The sequence below is a fragment of the Streptomyces sp. DH24 genome, from assembly GCF_029813775.1.
In the GTDB taxonomy this organism is placed as follows: Bacteria; Actinomycetota; Actinomycetes; order Streptomycetales; family Streptomycetaceae; genus Streptomyces.
This window is the reverse complement of sequence record NZ_JARVKW010000015.1, coordinates 1-17,708: the sequence shown is the minus strand read 5'-3', so window position 1 is coordinate 17,708 and position 17,708 is coordinate 1. Positions and strand designations below refer to the sequence as shown.

Annotated in this window: 14 protein-coding genes; 9 read left to right on the top strand and 5 right to left on the bottom strand. The window is 74.4% G+C overall.

The features are described from left to right. Positions 1 to 56 precede the first annotated feature (56 nt). Complete coding sequence (locus tag QC282_RS14440) at positions 57 to 1,559, top strand: cellulose-binding domain-containing protein (protein ID WP_279549740.1); 1,503 nt, start codon at positions 57 to 59, stop codon at positions 1,557 to 1,559. 48 nt (positions 1,560 to 1,607) lie between these two features. Here the strand turns inward: QC282_RS14440 and QC282_RS14435 are convergent, their stop codons facing one another. Together QC282_RS14435 and QC282_RS14430 are read right to left on the bottom strand one after the other, a co-directional pair. After that, positions 1,608 to 2,819: a cysteine desulfurase-like protein gene (locus tag QC282_RS14435; RefSeq protein ID WP_279549739.1), complete on the bottom strand. Its 1,212-nt coding sequence runs from the start codon at positions 2,817 to 2,819 to the stop codon at positions 1,608 to 1,610. Between the two features lie 100 nt (positions 2,820 to 2,919). Next, positions 2,920 to 3,597: a helix-turn-helix transcriptional regulator gene (locus tag QC282_RS14430; RefSeq protein WP_279549737.1), complete on the bottom strand. Its 678-nt coding sequence runs from the start codon at positions 3,595 to 3,597 to the stop codon at positions 2,920 to 2,922. A gap of 276 nt (positions 3,598 to 3,873) precedes the next feature. On the opposite strand from QC282_RS14430, the gene QC282_RS14425 reads away from it, so the two are divergent. From QC282_RS14425 to QC282_RS14410, 4 genes are all read left to right on the top strand, one after another. Further along, entirely contained in the window at positions 3,874 to 5,319 is a 1,446-nt protein-coding gene (locus tag QC282_RS14425; protein ID WP_279549736.1) for an NCS2 family permease, read from the top strand. 354 nt (positions 5,320 to 5,673) lie between these two features. Next, complete coding sequence (gene rsgA / locus QC282_RS14420; protein ID WP_279549857.1) at positions 5,674 to 6,750, top strand: ribosome small subunit-dependent GTPase A; 1,077 nt, start codon at positions 5,674 to 5,676, stop codon at positions 6,748 to 6,750. 460 nt (positions 6,751 to 7,210) lie between these two features. Further along, entirely contained in the window at positions 7,211 to 8,596 is a 1,386-nt protein-coding gene (locus QC282_RS14415) for a DNA-3-methyladenine glycosylase 2 family protein (protein WP_279549735.1), read from the top strand. Continuing rightward, positions 8,596 to 9,174, top strand: a complete 579-nt coding sequence (locus tag QC282_RS14410) for a methylated-DNA--[protein]-cysteine S-methyltransferase (protein WP_279549734.1) — start codon at positions 8,596 to 8,598, stop codon at positions 9,172 to 9,174. Before QC282_RS14415 ends, QC282_RS14410 begins: the two co-directional genes overlap by 1 nt. A 46-nt stretch (positions 9,175 to 9,220) precedes the next feature. Here the strand turns inward: QC282_RS14410 and QC282_RS14405 are convergent, their stop codons facing one another. Continuing rightward, positions 9,221 to 9,703, bottom strand: coding sequence for a DUF456 domain-containing protein (locus tag QC282_RS14405; RefSeq protein WP_279549732.1), 483 nt, complete (start codon positions 9,701 to 9,703; stop codon positions 9,221 to 9,223). A gap of 156 nt (positions 9,704 to 9,859) precedes the next feature. Further along, complete coding sequence (locus tag QC282_RS14400) at positions 9,860 to 10,849, bottom strand: LuxR family transcriptional regulator (protein ID WP_279549730.1); 990 nt, start codon at positions 10,847 to 10,849, stop codon at positions 9,860 to 9,862. A 450-nt stretch (positions 10,850 to 11,299) separates the two neighbouring features. Between QC282_RS14400 and QC282_RS14395 the strand changes: the two genes are divergently transcribed. Both QC282_RS14395 and QC282_RS14390 read left to right on the top strand, forming a co-directional pair. Then, a complete protein-coding gene (locus QC282_RS14395) occupies positions 11,300 to 12,643 on the top strand; it encodes a protein phosphatase 2C domain-containing protein (RefSeq protein ID WP_279549728.1) in 1,344 nt (447 codons plus the stop codon). A 77-nt stretch (positions 12,644 to 12,720) separates the two neighbouring features. Continuing rightward, positions 12,721 to 14,463, top strand: a complete 1,743-nt coding sequence (locus QC282_RS14390; RefSeq protein WP_279549727.1) for a pyruvate dehydrogenase — start codon at positions 12,721 to 12,723, stop codon at positions 14,461 to 14,463. 24 nt (positions 14,464 to 14,487) lie between these two features. Here QC282_RS14390 and QC282_RS14385 read toward each other — a convergent pair whose 3' ends face one another. Then, positions 14,488 to 16,017, bottom strand: a complete 1,530-nt coding sequence (locus tag QC282_RS14385; protein WP_279549725.1) for a transcriptional regulator — start codon at positions 16,015 to 16,017, stop codon at positions 14,488 to 14,490. 221 nt (positions 16,018 to 16,238) lie between these two features. Between QC282_RS14385 and QC282_RS14380 the strand changes: the two genes are divergently transcribed. Beyond that, a complete protein-coding gene (locus QC282_RS14380; protein ID WP_279549723.1) occupies positions 16,239 to 16,877 on the top strand; it encodes a hypothetical protein in 639 nt (212 codons plus the stop codon). A 292-nt stretch (positions 16,878 to 17,169) separates the two neighbouring features. Then, complete coding sequence (locus tag QC282_RS14375) at positions 17,170 to 17,601, top strand: ATP-binding protein (RefSeq protein WP_279549722.1); 432 nt, start codon at positions 17,170 to 17,172, stop codon at positions 17,599 to 17,601. The last annotated feature ends 107 nt before the right edge of the window (positions 17,602 to 17,708 follow it).

The window sequence follows — 17,708 nt, the reverse complement described above, 5'->3', positions numbered from 1 at the left end:
TCGCAACTCCACCCCACGTGCGGTGAGTTGGCCTCGCTCGTGGATGCGGGAGACCCATGCCCGACCTGCCGACCCCTCGGGACGCGACCGAGGCCGCGCTGTTCTCCGAGTGCTGGGACGCCGTCCTCTCCTACGCCGACCTGTGCACGGCGGGCACGGAGGCGGCCACGGAGCTGGCCACCGAGGCGTTCGCGCGCGGCATGCGCGAGGCCCGCGCCGCCGAGCACACCACCCGGGGCCGCCGCGCGCCCCGGCTGCCCCGCATCCCGCTGCTGCTGACCGCCGTCCGCGTCACCGCGGCGGCCTGGGAGGCCGGCGGGCGCGGCCAGGGGCTCGACCCGGACCTGCGGCTGTGGCTCAACTCCGGCCAGGCGGACCGCTGGACGGGGCCGCCGCTGCGACGCCCGGTCGCGCTGCGCGCCCTGCGCGACCTCCAGGAGACGGACGCGGCGCTGCTGTGGCTCGTGGATGTGGAGGCGCTGCCGCTGGCCACCGCCGCCCGCCGGCTCGGCCTGGACCCGGCCGACGCGGCCGACGAACTCGCCCAGGTCCGCGGCCTGTTCCGGGAACGCTGCCGCCGCAACCACCTCGACACCCCGATGGACGCCCGCTGCCGCAGCTACGCCCGGCTCCTGGACGCCGTCACCCGCTCACCCGCCCATGAGGCCCCCGCCGACCTCGCCCGGCACCTCGCCACCTGCGCCCGCTGCGCGGAGGCCGCCGCCTGTCTGCGCCAGGGCGCGGCGCTGCCCGGCGCGCTCGCCGGGGGAGTGCTGGGCTGGGGAGGCCTCGCCTATCTGGAACGCCGCAGGCGCGCGGCCGACGTACGGCTCGGCGCCGGGCGGCCCGACGCGCCGGAGGCCGAGCCCGCGTTCGGGGACGACGGTGCGCACAGGGCGCGCGTCGTGCGCGGCGGCCTGCTCGTCGCCGCCGTCCTGGTGTCGCTGCTGGCGCTCGCCGTCTCGCTGATGCCGCAGAGCCCGCCCACCGACGCCGCCGAGGCCGGGGGCACCGCCGACCGCGGACCGGTCGCCGTCCCGACCCTGGCCGTGCCCACCGCCGGGCCGACGTCCGCCGCGTCGCCGTCCGCCGCGTCGCCGTCCCCGTCCCGGTCGCCGCGGCCGTCCCGCAGCGCCACGTCCCGGCCGCCCGGCAAGCGGAGCGGCCCCGGACCGGCGCCCCGGGACACCCCGTCCGCCACGTCCCGAGGCCGCAGCACCCCCGCCCCCGACACCGCCGAGCCGCCCTCGTGCCACGTCCGCTACGACCTCGTCAACCAGTGGCCCGACGGCTTCCAGGCCACCGTCACCGTCACCACCGAGGCCGCCCTGGACGCCTGGCGCGTCGCCTGGGCGTTCCCCGACGACCAGCAGGTGCGCCAGATGTGGGACGCGACGTACACCCAGGACGGCGACCGCGTCACGGCGACCGCCGCCGACTACAACCGGACCGTCCGCGCGGGCGGCAGCGTCACCTTCGGCTTCCTCGCCTCCTGGCGCGGCAGGAACGCCCCGCCGCCCGCCTTCACCCTCAACGGGTACGGCTGCGCCACGTCCTGAGCGCCGGGCGGCTGAGCAGCGCCGGGCCGCTGAGCAGTGCCGGGCCGCTCAGCATGCGAGGGAGCCGAGCGCCTCCAGCAGCCGGTCGACGTCCTCGTCGCAGGTGTACGGCGCCAGCCCGACCCGCACGCCGCCCTCGTCGCCCAGTCCGAGCCGGCGGGACGCCTCCAGCGCGTAGAACGACCCGGCCGGGGCGTCCACGGAGCGCTCCGCCAGGTGCCGCGCGACCTCGGCCGGGCGCCGGCCCGCCACGGTGAACAGCAGGGTGGGCGTGCGCCGCGCCGCGCGGGAGTACACCGTGACGCCGCCCAGCCCGGCCAGCCCCCGCTCGATGCGCCCCCGCAGGGCGTCCTCGTGCTCCTCGACCGCCGCGAAGGCCGCGCGCAGCCGCGCCCTGCGGTCACCCGCCCCGCCCGCGGCGCCCGGCGCCAGACCGGCGAGGAAGTCCACGGCGGCGCGCGCCCCGGCCAGCAGCTCGTAGGGCAGCGTGCCCAGTTCGAAGCGCTCCGGGACGGTGTCGGCGGACGGCAGCAGCTTGTCCGGGCGCAGCGACTCCAGCAGTTCGAGCCGCCCGGTCAGCACGCCCAGGTGCGGGCCGAGGAACTTGTACGGCGAGCAGACCAGCGTGTCCGCGCCCAGCCCGGCCAGGTCGACGCAGGCGTGCGAGGCGTAGTGCACGGCGTCCACGTGGCACAGCGCGCCCACCTCGTGGGCCAGCGCGGCGAGGGCGGGCACGTCGGGGCGGGTGCCGATGAGGTTGGAGGCCGCGGTGACCGCGACGAGCCGGGTGCGCTCCGACAGCACCGCCGCGATGTGCTCCGGGCGGAGCTCACCGGTCTCCGGGTCGAAGTCGGCCCACCGGACGGTGGCGCCGGCCGCGGTCGCGGCCTGGACCCAGGGCCGGATGTTGGAGTCGTGGTCGAGCCGGGTGACGACCACCTCGTCGCCCGGACCCCAGTCCTTGGCGAGCGTGCGCGCCAGGTCGTACACGAGCTGGGTGGCGCTGCGACCGAACACGACGGCGCGGGGGTCGGCGGCGAGCAGGTCGGCGAGGGCGCGGCGGGCCTCCAGCACGATGCCGTCGGCGTTGCGCTCGCCCTCGGTCAGCCGGCCGCGGTTGGCCAGCGGGCGCGTGAGGGCCTCGGCGATCGCGTCGGCGACCGGCTGCGGTGTCTGGGTGCCGCCGGGCGCGTCGAAGCGGGCCGAGCCGGACTTCAGGGCGGGGACCCGGGCACGGATCGCGGCGACGTCGAGGGCCATGTGTACTCCAGGGCGGTGCGGGTGCGGACGGGTCGAGAATACGTTCGGAACGCCGTCCGGGACATCGGTGGTGGCCCCGTCGATGCCGCGCGCCGCGCGCTCAGCGCTCCGGGATCCGGGACCAGAAGTTGTTCACGATGTCGTCGATGAACTGCCGCCCGGCCTCGCCGGAGGCGGTGGCGCCGCCGGCCCGGCTGAGCGTGGCCGCCAGCAGGGTCTGGTACTCCTGGTGCATGGCGCGCAGCGGCTCCTGGAGGTCGCGCCGGTCCAGGGACACCAGGCGGGCGATGGCGCGGATGTGGGCCTGCCAGCGTGTGGAGACCGCCTCGGTGAGGAGGTGGGCGAGTTCGCCCTCCTGACCGGTGATGGAGACGAAGTCCCGCGGGGGCAGCTTGAGCAGGTCGCCGAGTGCCGTCGACTGCCCCTTGGTGCCGGTCCACTGGCCGGTCTCCTCCATGTGGAGGTAGGCGTCGAGGCCGACCCCGGTGACGCGGGCGACGTCCTCGGCGGCGAGTCCGCGGGCCAGCCGGTGCTCCCGCAACGTGCGGGGGGCGCCCATGAGTTCGCGGGGAGCACACCACAAGGCGCCGGCCAGCGCGGTGAGTTCGTTCGCGGTGGGCACGGCGGTGCCGCGTTCCCACGCGGCGATGTGGTCGGGGGTGATGTGAGTGAGTCCGTAGGAGGCGCGCATGCCGTAGGCGACGTGGCCGGGGGCCATCCCGAGTTTCTCGCGCAGGATGCGGGCGGCGCGCGCGTTGAAGGGGAGTGGTGAATGCACGGATTGAGAGTATGGAGTTCCGCCGTCGGGAACTCCAGAGCGCTGCCGCCCGGATCCTGTTTTGGCAGGACAGTTGGCCGAACATTCTGCAGGAACCGGCAGAAGTGATGCCGGAAAGTCATCCAATGGATGCCGCCGGGGAATTGAGATCGGCCCTCGCGTGCGTATGATCCGCCATCAAGGTGCCGCATGTGTGTTCGCACCATCGTCTACCACACTCGCTCGGCGGCATCATTCAGGCTTTCCGCGCACTTGCAGGTCCAGGAGACGCAGTTCATGAAGACCAGCACGACGGGCCCGGCCGAGGCCCCGCCCACCAGAGGCAGTGGCCCGCTCGACCACTTCTTCCGCATCACCGAACGTGGTTCCACTTACGCTCGTGAGATACGCGGTGGATTCGCCACTTTCTTCACCATGGCGTACATCCTCGTACTCAATCCGATCATTCTCGGCAGCGCCGAGGACAAGTTCGGAAACCAGTTGGATCCCGCCCAACTTGCCACCGCCACGGCACTGGTGGCCGCCGTGATGACCGTGATCATGGGCGTGGGCGGCAATCTGCCCCTCGCCCTGGCCGCCGGTCTCGGCCTGAACGCCGTCGTCGCCTTCCAGATCGCCCCGCTGATGGCCTGGGACGACGCGATGGGCCTCATCGTGCTGGAAGGTCTGCTCATCTGCGTACTGGTGCTGACCGGTTTGCGTGAAGCGGTCATGCACGCCATTCCGCAACCTCTCAAGCAGGCCATCAGCGTCGGCATCGGCCTTTTCATCGCTTTCATTGGTTTTGTGGACGCCGGATTCGTCACGCGAATCCCGGATGCCGCGAACACCACCGTTCCTGTGCAACTCGGCACCGGCGCTCTCACCGGCTGGCCGATGCTGGTGTTCTGTCTCGGTGTGCTGGTGACGATCGTCCTTCTCGCCCGCAAGGTGAAGGGCGCCATTCTGATCAGCATCGTGCTGATGACCCTCGTCTCCGTGATCATCAACGAACTGGCCGACGTCAAGTCCTGGGGCCTGACCTCGCCCGCGCTGCCTGACAAGCCCGTCGCCAGCCCCGACTTCGGGCTGCTGGGCGAATTCGATCTTCTCGGCGCGTTCGGTCAGGTCAGCGTGCTGACCGTCGTTCTTCTCGTCTTCACGCTCATCCTGTCCGACTTCTTCGACACGATGGGCACCGTCGTCGGCGTCACCGCCGAGGCGGGCCTCCTCGACGAGCGCGGCCAGGTTCCCGGCCTCGGCCGCGTCCTGCTCATCGACAGCACCGCGGCCGTCGCGGGCGGTGCCGCCTCCGCGTCGTCCGCCACGACCTACATCGAGTCCGCCGCGGGTGTCGGCGAAGGCGCGCGCACGGGCTTCGCCAACCTGATCACCGGTGGTCTGTTCGCCGCCGCGCTGTTCTTCACGCCCGTGCTGACCATCGTGCCGCTGCAGGCCGCCTCGCCCGCGCTCGTCGCGGTCGGATTCCTGATGATGACCCAGGTCAAGCACATCGACTGGGACCGCTACGAACTCGCCGTCCCCGCCTTCCTGACCATCGTCGTCATGCCGTTCACCTACTCCATCACCAACGGCATCGGCGCCGGCTTCATCGCCTACGTGGTCATCAAGGCGTGCCTGGGCAAGGCCCGCGAGGTCCACTGGCTGCTGTGGGGCACCGCGGCGCTGTTCTTCGTGTACTTCGCCATCGACCCGCTGGAGCAGGTGCTCGGCATCAAGTAACCGCACCACCGCCTGTCACCGGGGTGGTCTCGGCGCCGTCCGCCGAGGCCACCCCGACGACGTGCCGGAGCGACGCTTCGGAAAAACCGGTGGCACGCGTGCGTGCCCGCCCCTAGGGTGAGGGCGAATCGAGCGGTGGCCGACGGCTGCCGCCGCCGGACGAGTGAAGAACTGGGAGGTGTGACCGATGGCTGTCTCTGTGACGGGCCCAGCCCGCATCCAGTCGTTCGTTCAGTTCACCTCCGTGGCCTCCGGCTGACCTTCACACCATCCGCGCCGACGCGCGCGTGCCGGGGCCACCCTCCTCGAAGGGCCATCCCCTTGAGCTCCAGCTCATCCGTACCCGGCATCCCCATGTCCCCGCTCGCCCCCTACGGCTGGGACGACGCCTGGGCCGAGTCGTTCGCCCCGTACGAGACCGACGGGCTGCTGCCCGGGCGGGTCGTCCGGGTCGACCGCGGGCAGTGCGACGTCGTCACCGCCGACGGGACCGTGCGCGCCGACACCGCGTTCGTCACCCCGCACGACCCGCTGCGCGTCGTCTGCACCGGCGACTGGGTCGCCGTCGAACCCGAGGGCGCCAAACCCCGTTACGTGCGGACGCTGTTGCCGCGCCGCACCGCCTTCGTGCGGTCCACCTCCTCCAAGCGGTCCGAGGGGCAGATCCTCGCGGCCAACGTCGACCACGCGATCGTCGCCGTGTCGCTCGCCGTCGAACTCGACCTCGGCCGCATCGAACGGTTCCTGGCGCTCGCCTGGGAGTCCGGGGCGCAGCCGGTGATCGTCCTCACCAAGACCGACCTCGTGCCCGACGCGGTGACCCGGTCGTACCTCGTCCAGGACGTCGGGACGAGCGCGCCCGGCGTGCCCGTGCTCCCCGTCAGCGCGCGCGACGGCGACGGGCTCGACGTGCTCGCCGCCGTCGTCTCGGGCGGCACGGCCGTGCTGCTCGGGCAGTCCGGCGCCGGCAAGTCCACCCTCGCCAACGCGCTGCTCGGCGAGGACGTCATGGACGTGCGGGCCACCCGTGACGTCGACGGCAAGGGCCGGCACACCACGACCACGCGCAACCTCCTGCTGCTGCCCGGCGGCGGCGTGCTCATCGACACGCCGGGGCTGCGCGGCGTCGGACTGTGGGACGCCGGGACCGGCGTCGGGCAGGTCTTCGCCGAGATCGAGGAACTGGCCGGGGACTGCCGCTTCCACGACTGCGCCCACGAGAGCGAACCGGGCTGCGCGGTCCGCGCCGCCATCGAGTCCGGCGACCTTCCGCAACGGCGCCTGGAGAGCTACCGCAAACTGCAGCGGGAGAACCAGCGCATCGTCGCCAAGACGGACGCCCGCCTCCGGGCGGAGATCCGCAAGGACTGGAAACGCAAGGGCGCGATCGGCCGCGCGGCGATGGAGGCGAAGCGGGGGCGCATCCGGTGACCGACGGGCGGGGGCGCGGCGCGCCGGGCGCCCCCGCCGCGCCGGTCACCCGGCTTCCGGCCGGGCTGGTGGCTCGGTTCCCTGCCGTGCTGGTGGCTTGGCTTCCCGTTGTGCTGGTGGCTTGGCTTTCCGTCGCGCCGGTCACTCGGTTTCCGTCCGTGCTGGTGGCTCGGCTTCCCGTCGTGCTGGTGGCTTGGCTTTCCGTCGCGCCGGTCACTCGGTTTCCGTCCGTGCTGGTGGCTCGGCTTCCCGTCGTGCTGGTGGCCTGGCTTTTCGCCGCGCCGGTCACCCGGCTGCCCGCCCGCCGGTCACTCGGCTCCCTGTCCGCCGACCGCCTGCCTCCCCGACCGCCTGGCTCCCCGGTCGCCGACCACCCGGCTCCCCGGCCGGCGGCCCCCGGCAACGCCATGTCCGATTTCCGCCAGCCCCGGGCTCCCGGGTGGCGGAGACTGGAGCCGTGATGGACGCAGACACCAGGTTCGAGGCCGTGCGGAGCCGGGACGCCCGGTTCGACGGGGCGTTCTTCTTCGCCGTCGAGACGACCGGCATCTACTGCCGCCCCAGCTGCCCGGCGGTCACGCCGAAGCGGCACAACGTGCGGTTCTTCACCACGGCCGCCGCCGCGCAGGGCTCCGGATTCCGGGCCTGCCGGCGGTGCCGGCCCGACGCCGTGCCCGGCTCGGCCGACTGGAACGTCCGGGCGGACGTCGTGGGCCGCGCCATGCGGCTCATCGGCGACGGAGTGGTGGACCGGGAGGGCGTCGCCGGACTCGCCGCCCGGCTCGGCTACAGCGCCCGGCAGGTGCAGCGGCAGCTCACCGCCGAACTCGGCGCCGGCCCCGTCGCCCTGGCCCGCGCCCAGCGCGCGCACACCGCGCGCGTGCTCCTGCAGACCACGGACCTCTCGATCACCGAGATCGCGTTCGCGTCGGGCTTCGCCAGTGTGCGGCAGTTCAACGACACGATCCGCGCCGTGTACGCGCGGACCCCCAGCGCACTGCGCACCGCCGCCCCGGCCCGCCGCACGGCCACCCCGTCCGCGGGAATCCCGCTGCGCCTCGCCCACCGCGGCCCCTACCAGGCCGGGTACGTCTTCGACGTCCTGGCGCACGAGGCCGTCGCCGGTGTCGAGGAGGTCACCGGACCGGTGGGCGCCCGCACCTACCGGCGCACCCTGCGCCTGCCCTACGGCACCGGCATCGCCGCCGTCCAGGAACGGTCCGGCACCGTGCGGACCGCCACCGGCACCCATCCCGGCGGCTGGCTCGACGCCCGGCTGCACCTCACCGACCCGCGTGACCTGACCACCGCCGTGCAGCGGCTGCGCAGACTGTTCGACCTCGACTCCGACCCGTACGCCGTGGACGAACGCCTCGGCGCCGACCCACGCCTCGCCCCGCTGGTCGCCGCCCGCCCGGGCCTGCGCTCGCCCGGCGCCGCCGACCCGGAGGAGGTCGCCGTACGCGCCCTGACCGGTACGACGGAGGCGGCCCGGCTGGTCCAGCGCCACGGCAAGGCGCTCGACGCCCCCTGCGGCAGCCTCACCCACGTCTTCCCCGAACCGGCCGTCCTCGCCGAGGCCGAACCGGACACCCCGCTCGGCACACTCGCCGCCGCCCTCGCCGACGGCACCGTGCACCTCGACCCGGGCGCCGACCGCGACGACGCCCACGCCGCCCTGCGCGCACTGCCCGGCCTGGACGCCCGCACCGTGGCCGTCGTCCGCAGCCGTGCCCTCGGCGACCCCGACGTCGCGCCGCCCGGCGTGGACGCTCCCGGCAGCTGGCGCCCCTGGCGCACCTATGCCCTGCACCACCTGCGCGCCGCAGGGGAGTTGGAGTTGTGATGACCGCCCCGACCACCGACCCGATCACCGACCCGATCACCGCCCCGGCCACCGACCCCGTCCGCTGGACCCGAGTCGACAGCCCCGTCGGCCCGCTGCTGCTCACCGCCGACGCGTCCGGCGCGCTGACCTCGCTGTCCGTGCCCGGCCAGAAGGGCGGGCGCACCGTCCAGGACGCCTGGCGGTACGACCCGGGCCCGTTCCGCGAGGCCGAGCGGCAGCTCGCCGCGTACTTCGCGGGCGAGTTGAAGGAGTTCACGCTGCCGCTGCGCACCGCCGGCACCGCCTTCCGCAAACGCGTGTGGGCCGCCCTCGACTCCGTGCCCTACGGGGCGACCACCACGTACGGCGAGATCGCCGCGCGGGTCGGGGCGTCCCGGGCCGCCGTCCGCGCCGTCGGCGGCGCGATCGGCGCCAACCCGCTGCTGATCGTCCGCCCCTGCCACCGGGTGATCGGCGCCGACGGCTCCCTGACGGGCTACGCGGGCGGCCTGGACCGCAAGGTGCACCTGCTCACCCACGAGGGCGCGCTCGCCGCCGGGTTCCAGTCCCCGTCCGTCCGGCGCTCCGTGCCGTAGGACCCCCGCCGCGCCTCCGCCGCGCCCCCGCCCGGCCGCGCGCCGGTCAGCCCCACAGCACCGCGCCCAGCCAGGCCGCCGCGATCAGCAGGCAGGTGAACAGCTCCGCGAGGACGCTGGAGCCGCCCGAGCGCATCGCCGTGCGCAGCGCCGCCCGCGCCTCGCCGTGCCGGCCGAGACGGAGACGCTCCGACAGGTAGACCCCGCCGATGAAGCCGGGGATGGCGCCGACCACCGGCACCAGCAGGAAACCGAGGAACGCCCCGGCGCCCGCGTACACCGCCGTGCGGTGGGTGACGCCGCCCGCGCGCAGCCGGCGCGGCGGCAGCGCCCAGCGGACCACCTGGGACAGGAACAGCAGCACCGTGGCGCCGACCAGCACCCACCAGGCGACCGGCTGGGGGTCCTGCAGGGCCCACCACAGGACGGCGGCCCACACCAGCCACGACCCCGGCACGCCGGGCACGAGCACTCCGTACAGCCCGAGCCCGATGACCAGGCCGACCAGCAGCAGGCCCCACGCTCCCATCTGTCCAGAGTGCCCGACCCGGACAGGCGTTGCAGGCCGGCCGCACGCCCCGGCCGCACGGCTCCGTGGGCACCGCCCGTCGGGGAACGGCGGGGGCGACGACGACCACACGGCTCCCGCCCCGGCACCCGGCCAAGCTCCCGGCACGGCTCCCGGTCAGCCCTCGTGGTCCCGGGTCACCCAGCCCCGCTCGTACGCGTGCCAGCCCAGTTGCAGACGGGTCGTCACGCCCGTGAGTTCCATCAGGTGCTTCACTCGGCGCTGCACCGTCCGCAGCCCCAGGTCCAGCTGCTTGGCCACGCTCGCGTCCGTCAGGCCGGCCAGCAGCAGGGACAGGATCTCCAGGTCCGTGCCGTCGGGGGCGTCCGGCCGTTCCTCCGTGACGCCGGCCGCGCCGAGCCGCAGCGGCAGCCCGTCGCGCCACACCGACTCGAACAGCCCGGACAGCAGCTCCAGCAGCCCGCTGGCGTGCACCACCAGCGCGGCCGGCTCCGCGGTGGGCGACGTGAGCGGCACCAGGGCGAGCGCCCGGTCGGCGATCACCAGCTTGGTCGGCACCCGCTCCACGACCCGCACCCGCTCGTCCCGGCCGAGCGCGGCGGTCAGCTCCGAGATGCCGTCCGGCAGATCCAGCACGGCCCGCTCGACGACCACCCGGTAGCGCACCCCGCGTCCGGCGGCCTGCTCCTCCGCGTCGTTCTCCACGCCGGTCACGGCCACCGGGTTGCCGGTGACCAGCGCGCACACCTCCTCGCTCGCCCCCAGCTGGATCTGCAGGAACCGCTGCGCGACCGCCGCCGCGCCGATCACCACCTCGACCAGGTCGTGCACCGCGGGCTCGGCCGCCGCCGCCCGGTACTCCTCGGCGAGCAGCGTCGCCGCCAGCTCCGCCTTCTCCAGCTCGTGCCGCTGCCGGGTGAGCAGGGCGCCCAGCGCCACCGCCGGCGGCGCCGCGACCCAGCGGCCGGGCCGCGCCGACGACTGCGCGGCGAGCCCGTGCCGCTCCAGCCGGCGCAGCACCCGCTCCGTGGCGTGCTCGCCGAGCGCGAGCCGGCGCGCCAGGTCGGGCAGGTCGGCGGCGCCCACGGACACCAGTGCCCGGTACGCCGACTCGTGCGTCTCGTCCAGCCCCAGCACACCCAGCATCTGCCGTCGCCCTCCCCGAACTCCCCGAACTCCCCGAACTCCCCGAACTCCCTGGAACTCCCGGAACTCCCGGAACTCCCGGAACTCCCCGAGCTCCCCGAAAAACGGACGCGCGGTGCCGGCCGTGGCGGAAACCGGCCACGGCGTAAACCCGCCTCGGCACATCATCGCCGTACCGGCCGCCCCTCTGCCAAGGTGTGATCACCTCGGCACGCACCGGCCACGCGCGAAACGGCGCAGTCAGCGTGACCCGGCCCACGACGTGCGTCGCACGACATAGGGGATCTGGGCCCGGTCACTGGGAGCGCCGGGCGGCCTTCCCGTGGGGGGTGGGGCCGTCCGGCGCGCTCCCTCGACCCCTCACCCTGGATGCCGGGCGTCGGCCGACGCCGTGACCACAATTCGCGGTTGACCCGTTGCACACGGCCCGTTCGGTGGACAATCGGGGGCATGAGCCAGCAGGGGGGAAGTCCTACCGGTCACGAGGACGACTGGTGGCGGCAGTTGTACGACGACTCCACCGGTGACACGGGCTCCACGCCCGCGCCAGACTCACTGGACGACCGGTTCGCCTCGGCGGCCGGCACGGTCTCGCCCGGCACGGTCTCACCGGGTGCGGTCTCACCCGGGGCGGGAGCGGTCGAGCCGCGGGCCGCGGCAGACACCGGCGGCGGGACCGCGCCCCGGGCGCCCCGTGACCGCACGACCACGACCACCGGCCCCGTCCGGCCCGTCGTCGAGCCACCGGCCGTGGAACCGCCCGGCGCGACGGTCCCGCCGGCCCGGACCCCGTCCGACCCGCCCGTGCCACCCGGCGGGGAAGCCGTCACCGGCCCGGACCACGTCGGTGCCCGCCCGCCCACCTACGACGCCGAACCCTCCGCCCTGCCGCCCGCCGAGCCCGACGCCCTCGCCGACCTCGTCCCCGACACCGTGCTGGACGGCGCCCGCTACGGCACCTGCACGCTGCGCGCCGCGTCCGTGCGCGGGGACTCCGCCCGGTTCCGGGGCGAGCCCCGCCGCGACTTCCTGCTCACCGCCCGCTTCGGCACCGGCGAACAGGCCCTGGTGCTGGTCGCGATGGCCACCGGCGCCCGGGGCACACCGGGCGCGCACCGCGCCGCCGCCGAGGTCTGCCACTGGATCGGCCGGGCCGTCGGCCGCAACCATGTCCGCCTCGCGCAGGACATGCGGGCGGCCCGGCGCGGCGACCTGAAGTCCGGACTGCACCGGCTGACCGACCGCGGCCTCGGCAGGCTCCGCGCCGGCGCCGCCGAGCAGGGCCTCGACCCCGAGGCGTACACGGCCAGCCTGCGCTGTCTGCTGCTGCCGGCCGACCCCGAATGCCGTACGCGCGTGTTCTTCGGCGTCGGCGCGGGCGGACTGTTCCGGCTGCGGGACGGACAGTGGCACGACATCGAGCCCCGCGTCACCGACGCCGTCGGCGAACCCGTCGTCGGCTTCGGCTCGCCGCCCGCCCAGACCCCCACGGGCGACCGCCTCACCATGGACCTGGGCATACCCGCCCCGCCCAGCCCCTACGAACCGGCGCCCGCGCCGCCCCGCGAGCCCTTCCGCTTCCGCGCCTGCGTAGCCCGCCCGGGTGACACCCTGCTGATGTGCACCGCGGGCCTCGCCGAGCCGCTGCGCGGCGAACCCGAGGCGGCCGCCTACCTGACCGGGCGGTGGTCCGGCCCCACGCCGCCCGGCCTCGCCCAGTTCCTCAGCGACGCCCAGGTCCGGGTCAAGGGCTACGCCGACGACCGTACGGCCGCCGCCGTGTGGGAGGCGTAACGGCGCTCGCTGTGCCTCCATGGAAGTCCGGAAACGGTCCCCCCGGGGCCGAGTGACCGAAGGGGCACAGGAAAGCCATGGCCAAGCAGAACGTCGCCGAGCAGTTCGTCGACATCCTCGCCCGCGCCGGAGTCGAACGCCTCTACGGCGTCGTCGGGGACAGCCTGAATCCGGTGGTCGACGCCGTGCGGCGGCACCGGTCCATGGACTGGATCCACGTCCGGCACGAGGAGACCGCCGCGTTCGCCGCCGGCGCCGAGGCCCAGATCACCGGGAAGCTCGCGGCCTGCGCCGGTTCCTGCGGCCCCGGCAACCTGCACCTCATCAACGGCCTGTACGACGCCCACCGCTCCATGGCCCCCGTCCTCGCCCTCGCCTCGCAGATCCCGTCCAGCGAGATCGGGCTCGGCTACTTCCAGGAGACCCACCCGGACCAGTTGTTCCGCGAGTGCAGTCACTACAGCGAGCTGATCTCCAACCCCCGGCAGATGCCCCGGCTGCTGCACACAGCCATCCAGAACGCCGTCGGGCGCTCCGGCGTCAGCGTCGTCTCCCTGCCCGGCGACATCGCCGACCAGCCCGCCCCGGAGAAGGCCGCCGAGACCGCCCTGGTCACCTCGCGGCCCACGGTCAGGCCCGGCGACGGTGAGATCGACGCGCTGGTCCGCATGATCGACGACGCGGACAAGGTCACCCTGTTCTGCGGCAGCGGCACGGCGGGCGCGCACGCCGAGGTCATGGAGTTCGCCGAGAAGATCAAGTCCCCGGTGGGACACGCCCTGCGCGGCAAGGAATGGATCCAGTACGACAACCCCTTCGACGTCGGCATGAGCGGCCTGCTCGGCTACGGCGCCGCCTACGAGGCCACCCACGAGTGCGACCTGCTGATCCTGCTCGGCACCGACTTCCCGTACAACGCGTTCCTGCCCGACGACGTGAAGATCGCCCAGGTCGACGTCCGGCCCGAGAACCTCGGCCGGCGCTCCCGGCTGGACCTCGCGGTCTGGGGCGACGTGCGGGAGACCCTGCGCTGCCTCACCCCGCGCGTGCGGGCCAAGAAGAACCGCCGGTTCCTCGACAAGATGCTCAAGAAGCACGCCGACGCGCTCGAAGGCGTCGTCAAGGCCTACACCCGCAAGGTCGACAAGCACGTCCCCATCCACCCCGAGTACGTGGCAGCCGTCCTGGACGAAGTCGCCGAAGACGACGCCGTGTTCACCGTCGACACCGGCATGTGCAACGTGTGGGCCGCCCGCTACATCACGCCCAACGGACGGCGCCGCGTCATCGGCTCGTTCTCCCACGGCTCGATGGCGAACGCGCTGCCCATGGCCATCGGCGCCCAGTTCACCGACCGCGCCCGGCAGGTCGTCGCCATGTCCGGCGACGGCGGATTCAGCATGCTGATGGGCGACTTCCTCACCCTCGTCCAGTACGACCTGCCCGTGAAGGTCGTCCTGTTCAACAACTCCTCCCTCGGCATGGTCGAGTTGGAGATGCTGGTCGCCGGGCTGCCCTCGTACGGCACCACCAACAAGAACCCCGACTTCGCCGCCGTCGCCCGCGCCTGCGGAGCCCACGGCATCCGCGTCGAGAAGCCCAAGCAGCTCGCCGGAGCGCTCAAGGAGGCCTTCAGGCACAAGGGCCCGGCACTGGTCGACGTCGTCACCGACCCCAACGCCCTGTCCATCCCGCCGAAGATCAGCGCCGAGATGGTGACGGGCTTCGCCCTGTCCGCCTCGAAGATCGTGCTGGACGGCGGCGTGGGCCGGATGGTCCAGATGGCCCGCTCCAACCTGCGCAACGTGCCCCGCCCGTAACGGAGTCCAGCCGCTCATCGACGCCTACGGGGTGTACGTCGTCCACGCGCGAGCCGACGTGTCGTACAGGTACCGCGGCAGTCCGTCGATGGCGCTGGTGCGAAACGGGCGGCCGTCGGCGTCCACCCGGACGGTGCCGGTGCGGCCCTGCGACGACCAGTCCAGCTCCAGGTACCAGCGGCAGTCGCAGCCGCCGGTCCGGGCCGTCACCAGCAGCACCTCCGGGTCCTCGGCGGACACCCGGTACGGCATGCGCACCGCCGGGACCGGCGTGCCCGCGTCGTTGCCGCCGACCGGGCGGGCGATCGGCCGGTCCTTGTCCAGGTCGACCGCGAAGTGACGGGGCGTCAGGGAACCTCCGCAGCCCTGGTCCATCGCGTACACGGAACCCGGCGCGGGGTCCGTGCGCCCGACGACGCGGACCCGCAGCGCCTCCAGGACGACGGCCGTGGACGACCTGCCCTGCACCGAGATCTCCACCATCGTCTCCCGGCCGTGCACCGCCCGCTGCGTCGCCGCCCACGTCGCGGCGTCCTGCGGGGCCGGGGGCGGCGGTACCCGCGCCGGTGACGCGCCGATGACGTAGTCGTGGCCGCAACCGCCCGCCCAGACGTGCGAGTCGGCGGTCCAGGTGAGGGGAGTGCCGGTGGCGGCGCCGGGCGACCCGGTGGCCTCTTCCGAGGGCGCGACGCGCGGACCGCCGGCGGTGCGGCCGGCCTGCGGTGCGGGCCTCTTCGCGCCGCCCGAGGCCGAGGGCGAGCCCGTGCCGGGGGAGGGACTGCGCGACGCGTCCGACGGGCGGGGCCGCGCGTGCGGGGCGGCGGCCGGACCGGACGGGGCCGCGGCCCGCGCGCCGTCGTCCGCCGGGGACCGGTTCGCCGACAGGGCGGACAGCCCGCCGAGCGCGACGAGCAGCGCGGCCGACGCGGCGGCGGCCACGGTGGTACGGCGTCGGCGGTACCAGGGGGAGGGAGACGGAGAGCGGTGTGGGGCCGGGGGCAGCAGGGGTGACGGTGCGTCGGGCTCGGTGACGGGCGGGGCCTGCGCCGGACGCGCGGCTGTCGCGTCCTCGCCGCCGGCCGCGTCTTCCCCGGGGTGCGGCTCGGCCGCGTCTTCCACGGGGTGCGGCTCGGCCGCGTCTTCCACGGGGTGCGGCTCGGCCGCGTCTTCCACGGGGTGCGGCTCGGCCGCGTCCTCCCCGGGTGCCGTGTCCTGCGTGTCGCCCGGCCGTCCCTCGTCCGCCGACGCTTCCGAGGGCGTCGCGGGACCGGCCTCGAGCGGTCCCTTCTGCGCCCGTCGGCGTGCCGCGACCGCCGCCATCCAGTGCCGGTGCAGTTCCAGGCGCTCCTCGGCCGTCGCCCCGCACAGGGCGGCGAAGCGCTCCACCGGGGCGAAGTCGACGGGGACCGCATCACCGGCGCAGTAGCGGTGCAGCGTCGAGGTGTTCATGTGCAGGCGCCGGGCCAGCGAACCGTAGCTGCGGTCCGTCCGCTCCTTCAGACGCCTCAGCAGCGCCGCGAACTCCTCGACCCCGTCCTGCCGTTCCGCCCCCACGCCCCCGTGCCCTCCCCGTGCTCTCGGTGCTCCCCGTCCCGGGACGGCGTCCCAGGCACCTCATGTACCTGCACGTCGGACGGCCTGGGACGGTTCCACCCCCGCCGACCCGCCGACGGCCGTTGCGCCGCCCCGCCGTGACCGCTGATGCTCTTGGTGTGTCGCCGGCCGCCGAAGGCCTGGCGCCACACCATCACGCTCTCATGTCTGGGGGGACACCCATGCCCGAACGCACCCGCGTCGGCACACTCACCGCATGCGCCGCCGTCGCGCTCACCGCGGCCACGGCGCTCGTCGTCTCCGCGCCGGCCGGTGCCGTACCCGCCGCCTCCGCGCCCCGTGCGCAGGCCGCACCCGCCTTCCTCTCCGCGGCCGACCTGCCGCCGCACCCGTCCTCCGCCTGGACGGCGGGCGAGATCACCGACGGCGTGCCCGTGGAACTGCTGCTCTGCCTGGAGCGGGCCCTGCCCGAACACGGCTCGCGGTACCGGGACTTCCGAACCGAACTCGACACCGGCGCCCGGCAGCTGACCGTCGTCACGGGCAGCACCGCCGGGGCCAAGTCCCTCGCCGCGCGCCTGAACGAGGAGATCCGCTCCTGCCCGGAGCGCGTCGAGGCCGACCCGGAGGTGGCGGCCGAACTGGCGGACCACGGTCACGTCGCGGTCGAGGAAGGCGCCCACGTGTACGGCCTGCACACCCGGACCGCGTGGGGCGCGAGCGACATCCGCCTGCTCTCCGTCGGCCGGGACGGCCGGACCGTCACCGTCGTGGACTGGTCGCAGCTCGGCGACTTCGACGACGCCCCGGTCGCCGCGTTCCGCGCCACGACCACCGCCGCGGTCGCCAAGCTGTACTGACCGCGAGCCCACCGGCGGGGCCGCCCTCCCGCCCGGGGGTGGGGGTGGCGGCCCCGCCACGACGCCTGCCGCGAGGCTCCCGGCCCCGGCCGGACCGGCAGGCGTCATCGGCCTGTTGGACCGGTTCCTTCCGGCGTTCACCATTCCGCATGACTGTCCCGTGCCCGATCGGGCAATGATCCCCGTGTACGTGTTCGATGAGGAGGGACCGACCATCGTCGCTCGGGGGATCATGAAGAGACAGTCACGAGGGGGATTTCCGGCAGCGGCCGGCGTCTCCTCGGCACAGACCATGGAGGAGAAGCCCGACGGCGGACCGGAGCGGGCCCCGGCCCCTCAGCTCAGACGCAGACTCGGGCGCGCGGACCTGCGGGCCGTGCCCGAGGCCCGCAGGGCGCTGCGCGAGCTGTTACGCCAGTGGGGGCGGCCCGGACGGTCCGAGATAGCGGAGTTGCTCACCAGCGAACTCGTCACCAACGCGCTCGTCCACACCGACGACGACGCCGTCCTGACCGCGACCGTCCGGCCGGGCGGACTGCGCGTCGAAGTCAGGGACTTCGTGGCCGGCCGGCCCGCTCCGCGCGTACCGCACGCCGACGACGGTGCGCAGCGGACCAACGGCCGGGGCCTCGTCCTCGTGCAGTCCCTCGCGGACTCCTGGGGGGTCCGGCCGCACGGCGTGGGCAAGGCCGTGTGGTTCGAACTCGACGCCGGCGCCGCCTGAGGCCCGCACCGGGGTCGATGTCCGTTCGGGCCGCTGTGCGGCCCGGGTCGACGCCCGCTCAAGGACACGAAGGACACTCAACGGGGCGGGGCGCGGCCCGAACAGGC

Coding starts and splice junctions, on each gene's coding strand:
- QC282_RS14410 (WP_279549734.1), top strand. CDS start 8,596: ATGACCGCCCCGACCACCGACCCGATCACCGACCCGATCACCGCCCCG.
- QC282_RS14380 (WP_279549723.1), top strand. CDS start 16,239: ATGCCCGAACGCACCCGCGTCGGCACACTCACCGCATGCGCCGCCGTC.
- QC282_RS14400 (WP_279549730.1), bottom strand. CDS start 10,849: ATGCTGGGTGTGCTGGGGCTGGACGAGACGCACGAGTCGGCGTACCGG.
- QC282_RS14390 (WP_279549727.1), top strand. CDS start 12,721: ATGGCCAAGCAGAACGTCGCCGAGCAGTTCGTCGACATCCTCGCCCGC.
- QC282_RS14415 (WP_279549735.1), top strand. CDS start 7,211: ATGGACGCAGACACCAGGTTCGAGGCCGTGCGGAGCCGGGACGCCCGG.
- QC282_RS14435 (WP_279549739.1), bottom strand. CDS start 2,819: ATGGCCCTCGACGTCGCCGCGATCCGTGCCCGGGTCCCCGCCCTGAAG.
- QC282_RS14425 (WP_279549736.1), top strand. CDS start 3,874: ATGAAGACCAGCACGACGGGCCCGGCCGAGGCCCCGCCCACCAGAGGC.
- QC282_RS14375 (WP_279549722.1), top strand. CDS start 17,170: ATGGAGGAGAAGCCCGACGGCGGACCGGAGCGGGCCCCGGCCCCTCAG.
- QC282_RS14405 (WP_279549732.1), bottom strand. CDS start 9,703: ATGGGAGCGTGGGGCCTGCTGCTGGTCGGCCTGGTCATCGGGCTCGGG.
- rsgA (WP_279549857.1), top strand. CDS start 5,674: ATGTCCCCGCTCGCCCCCTACGGCTGGGACGACGCCTGGGCCGAGTCG.
- QC282_RS14440 (WP_279549740.1), top strand. CDS start 57: ATGCCCGACCTGCCGACCCCTCGGGACGCGACCGAGGCCGCGCTGTTC.
- QC282_RS14395 (WP_279549728.1), top strand. CDS start 11,300: ATGAGCCAGCAGGGGGGAAGTCCTACCGGTCACGAGGACGACTGGTGG.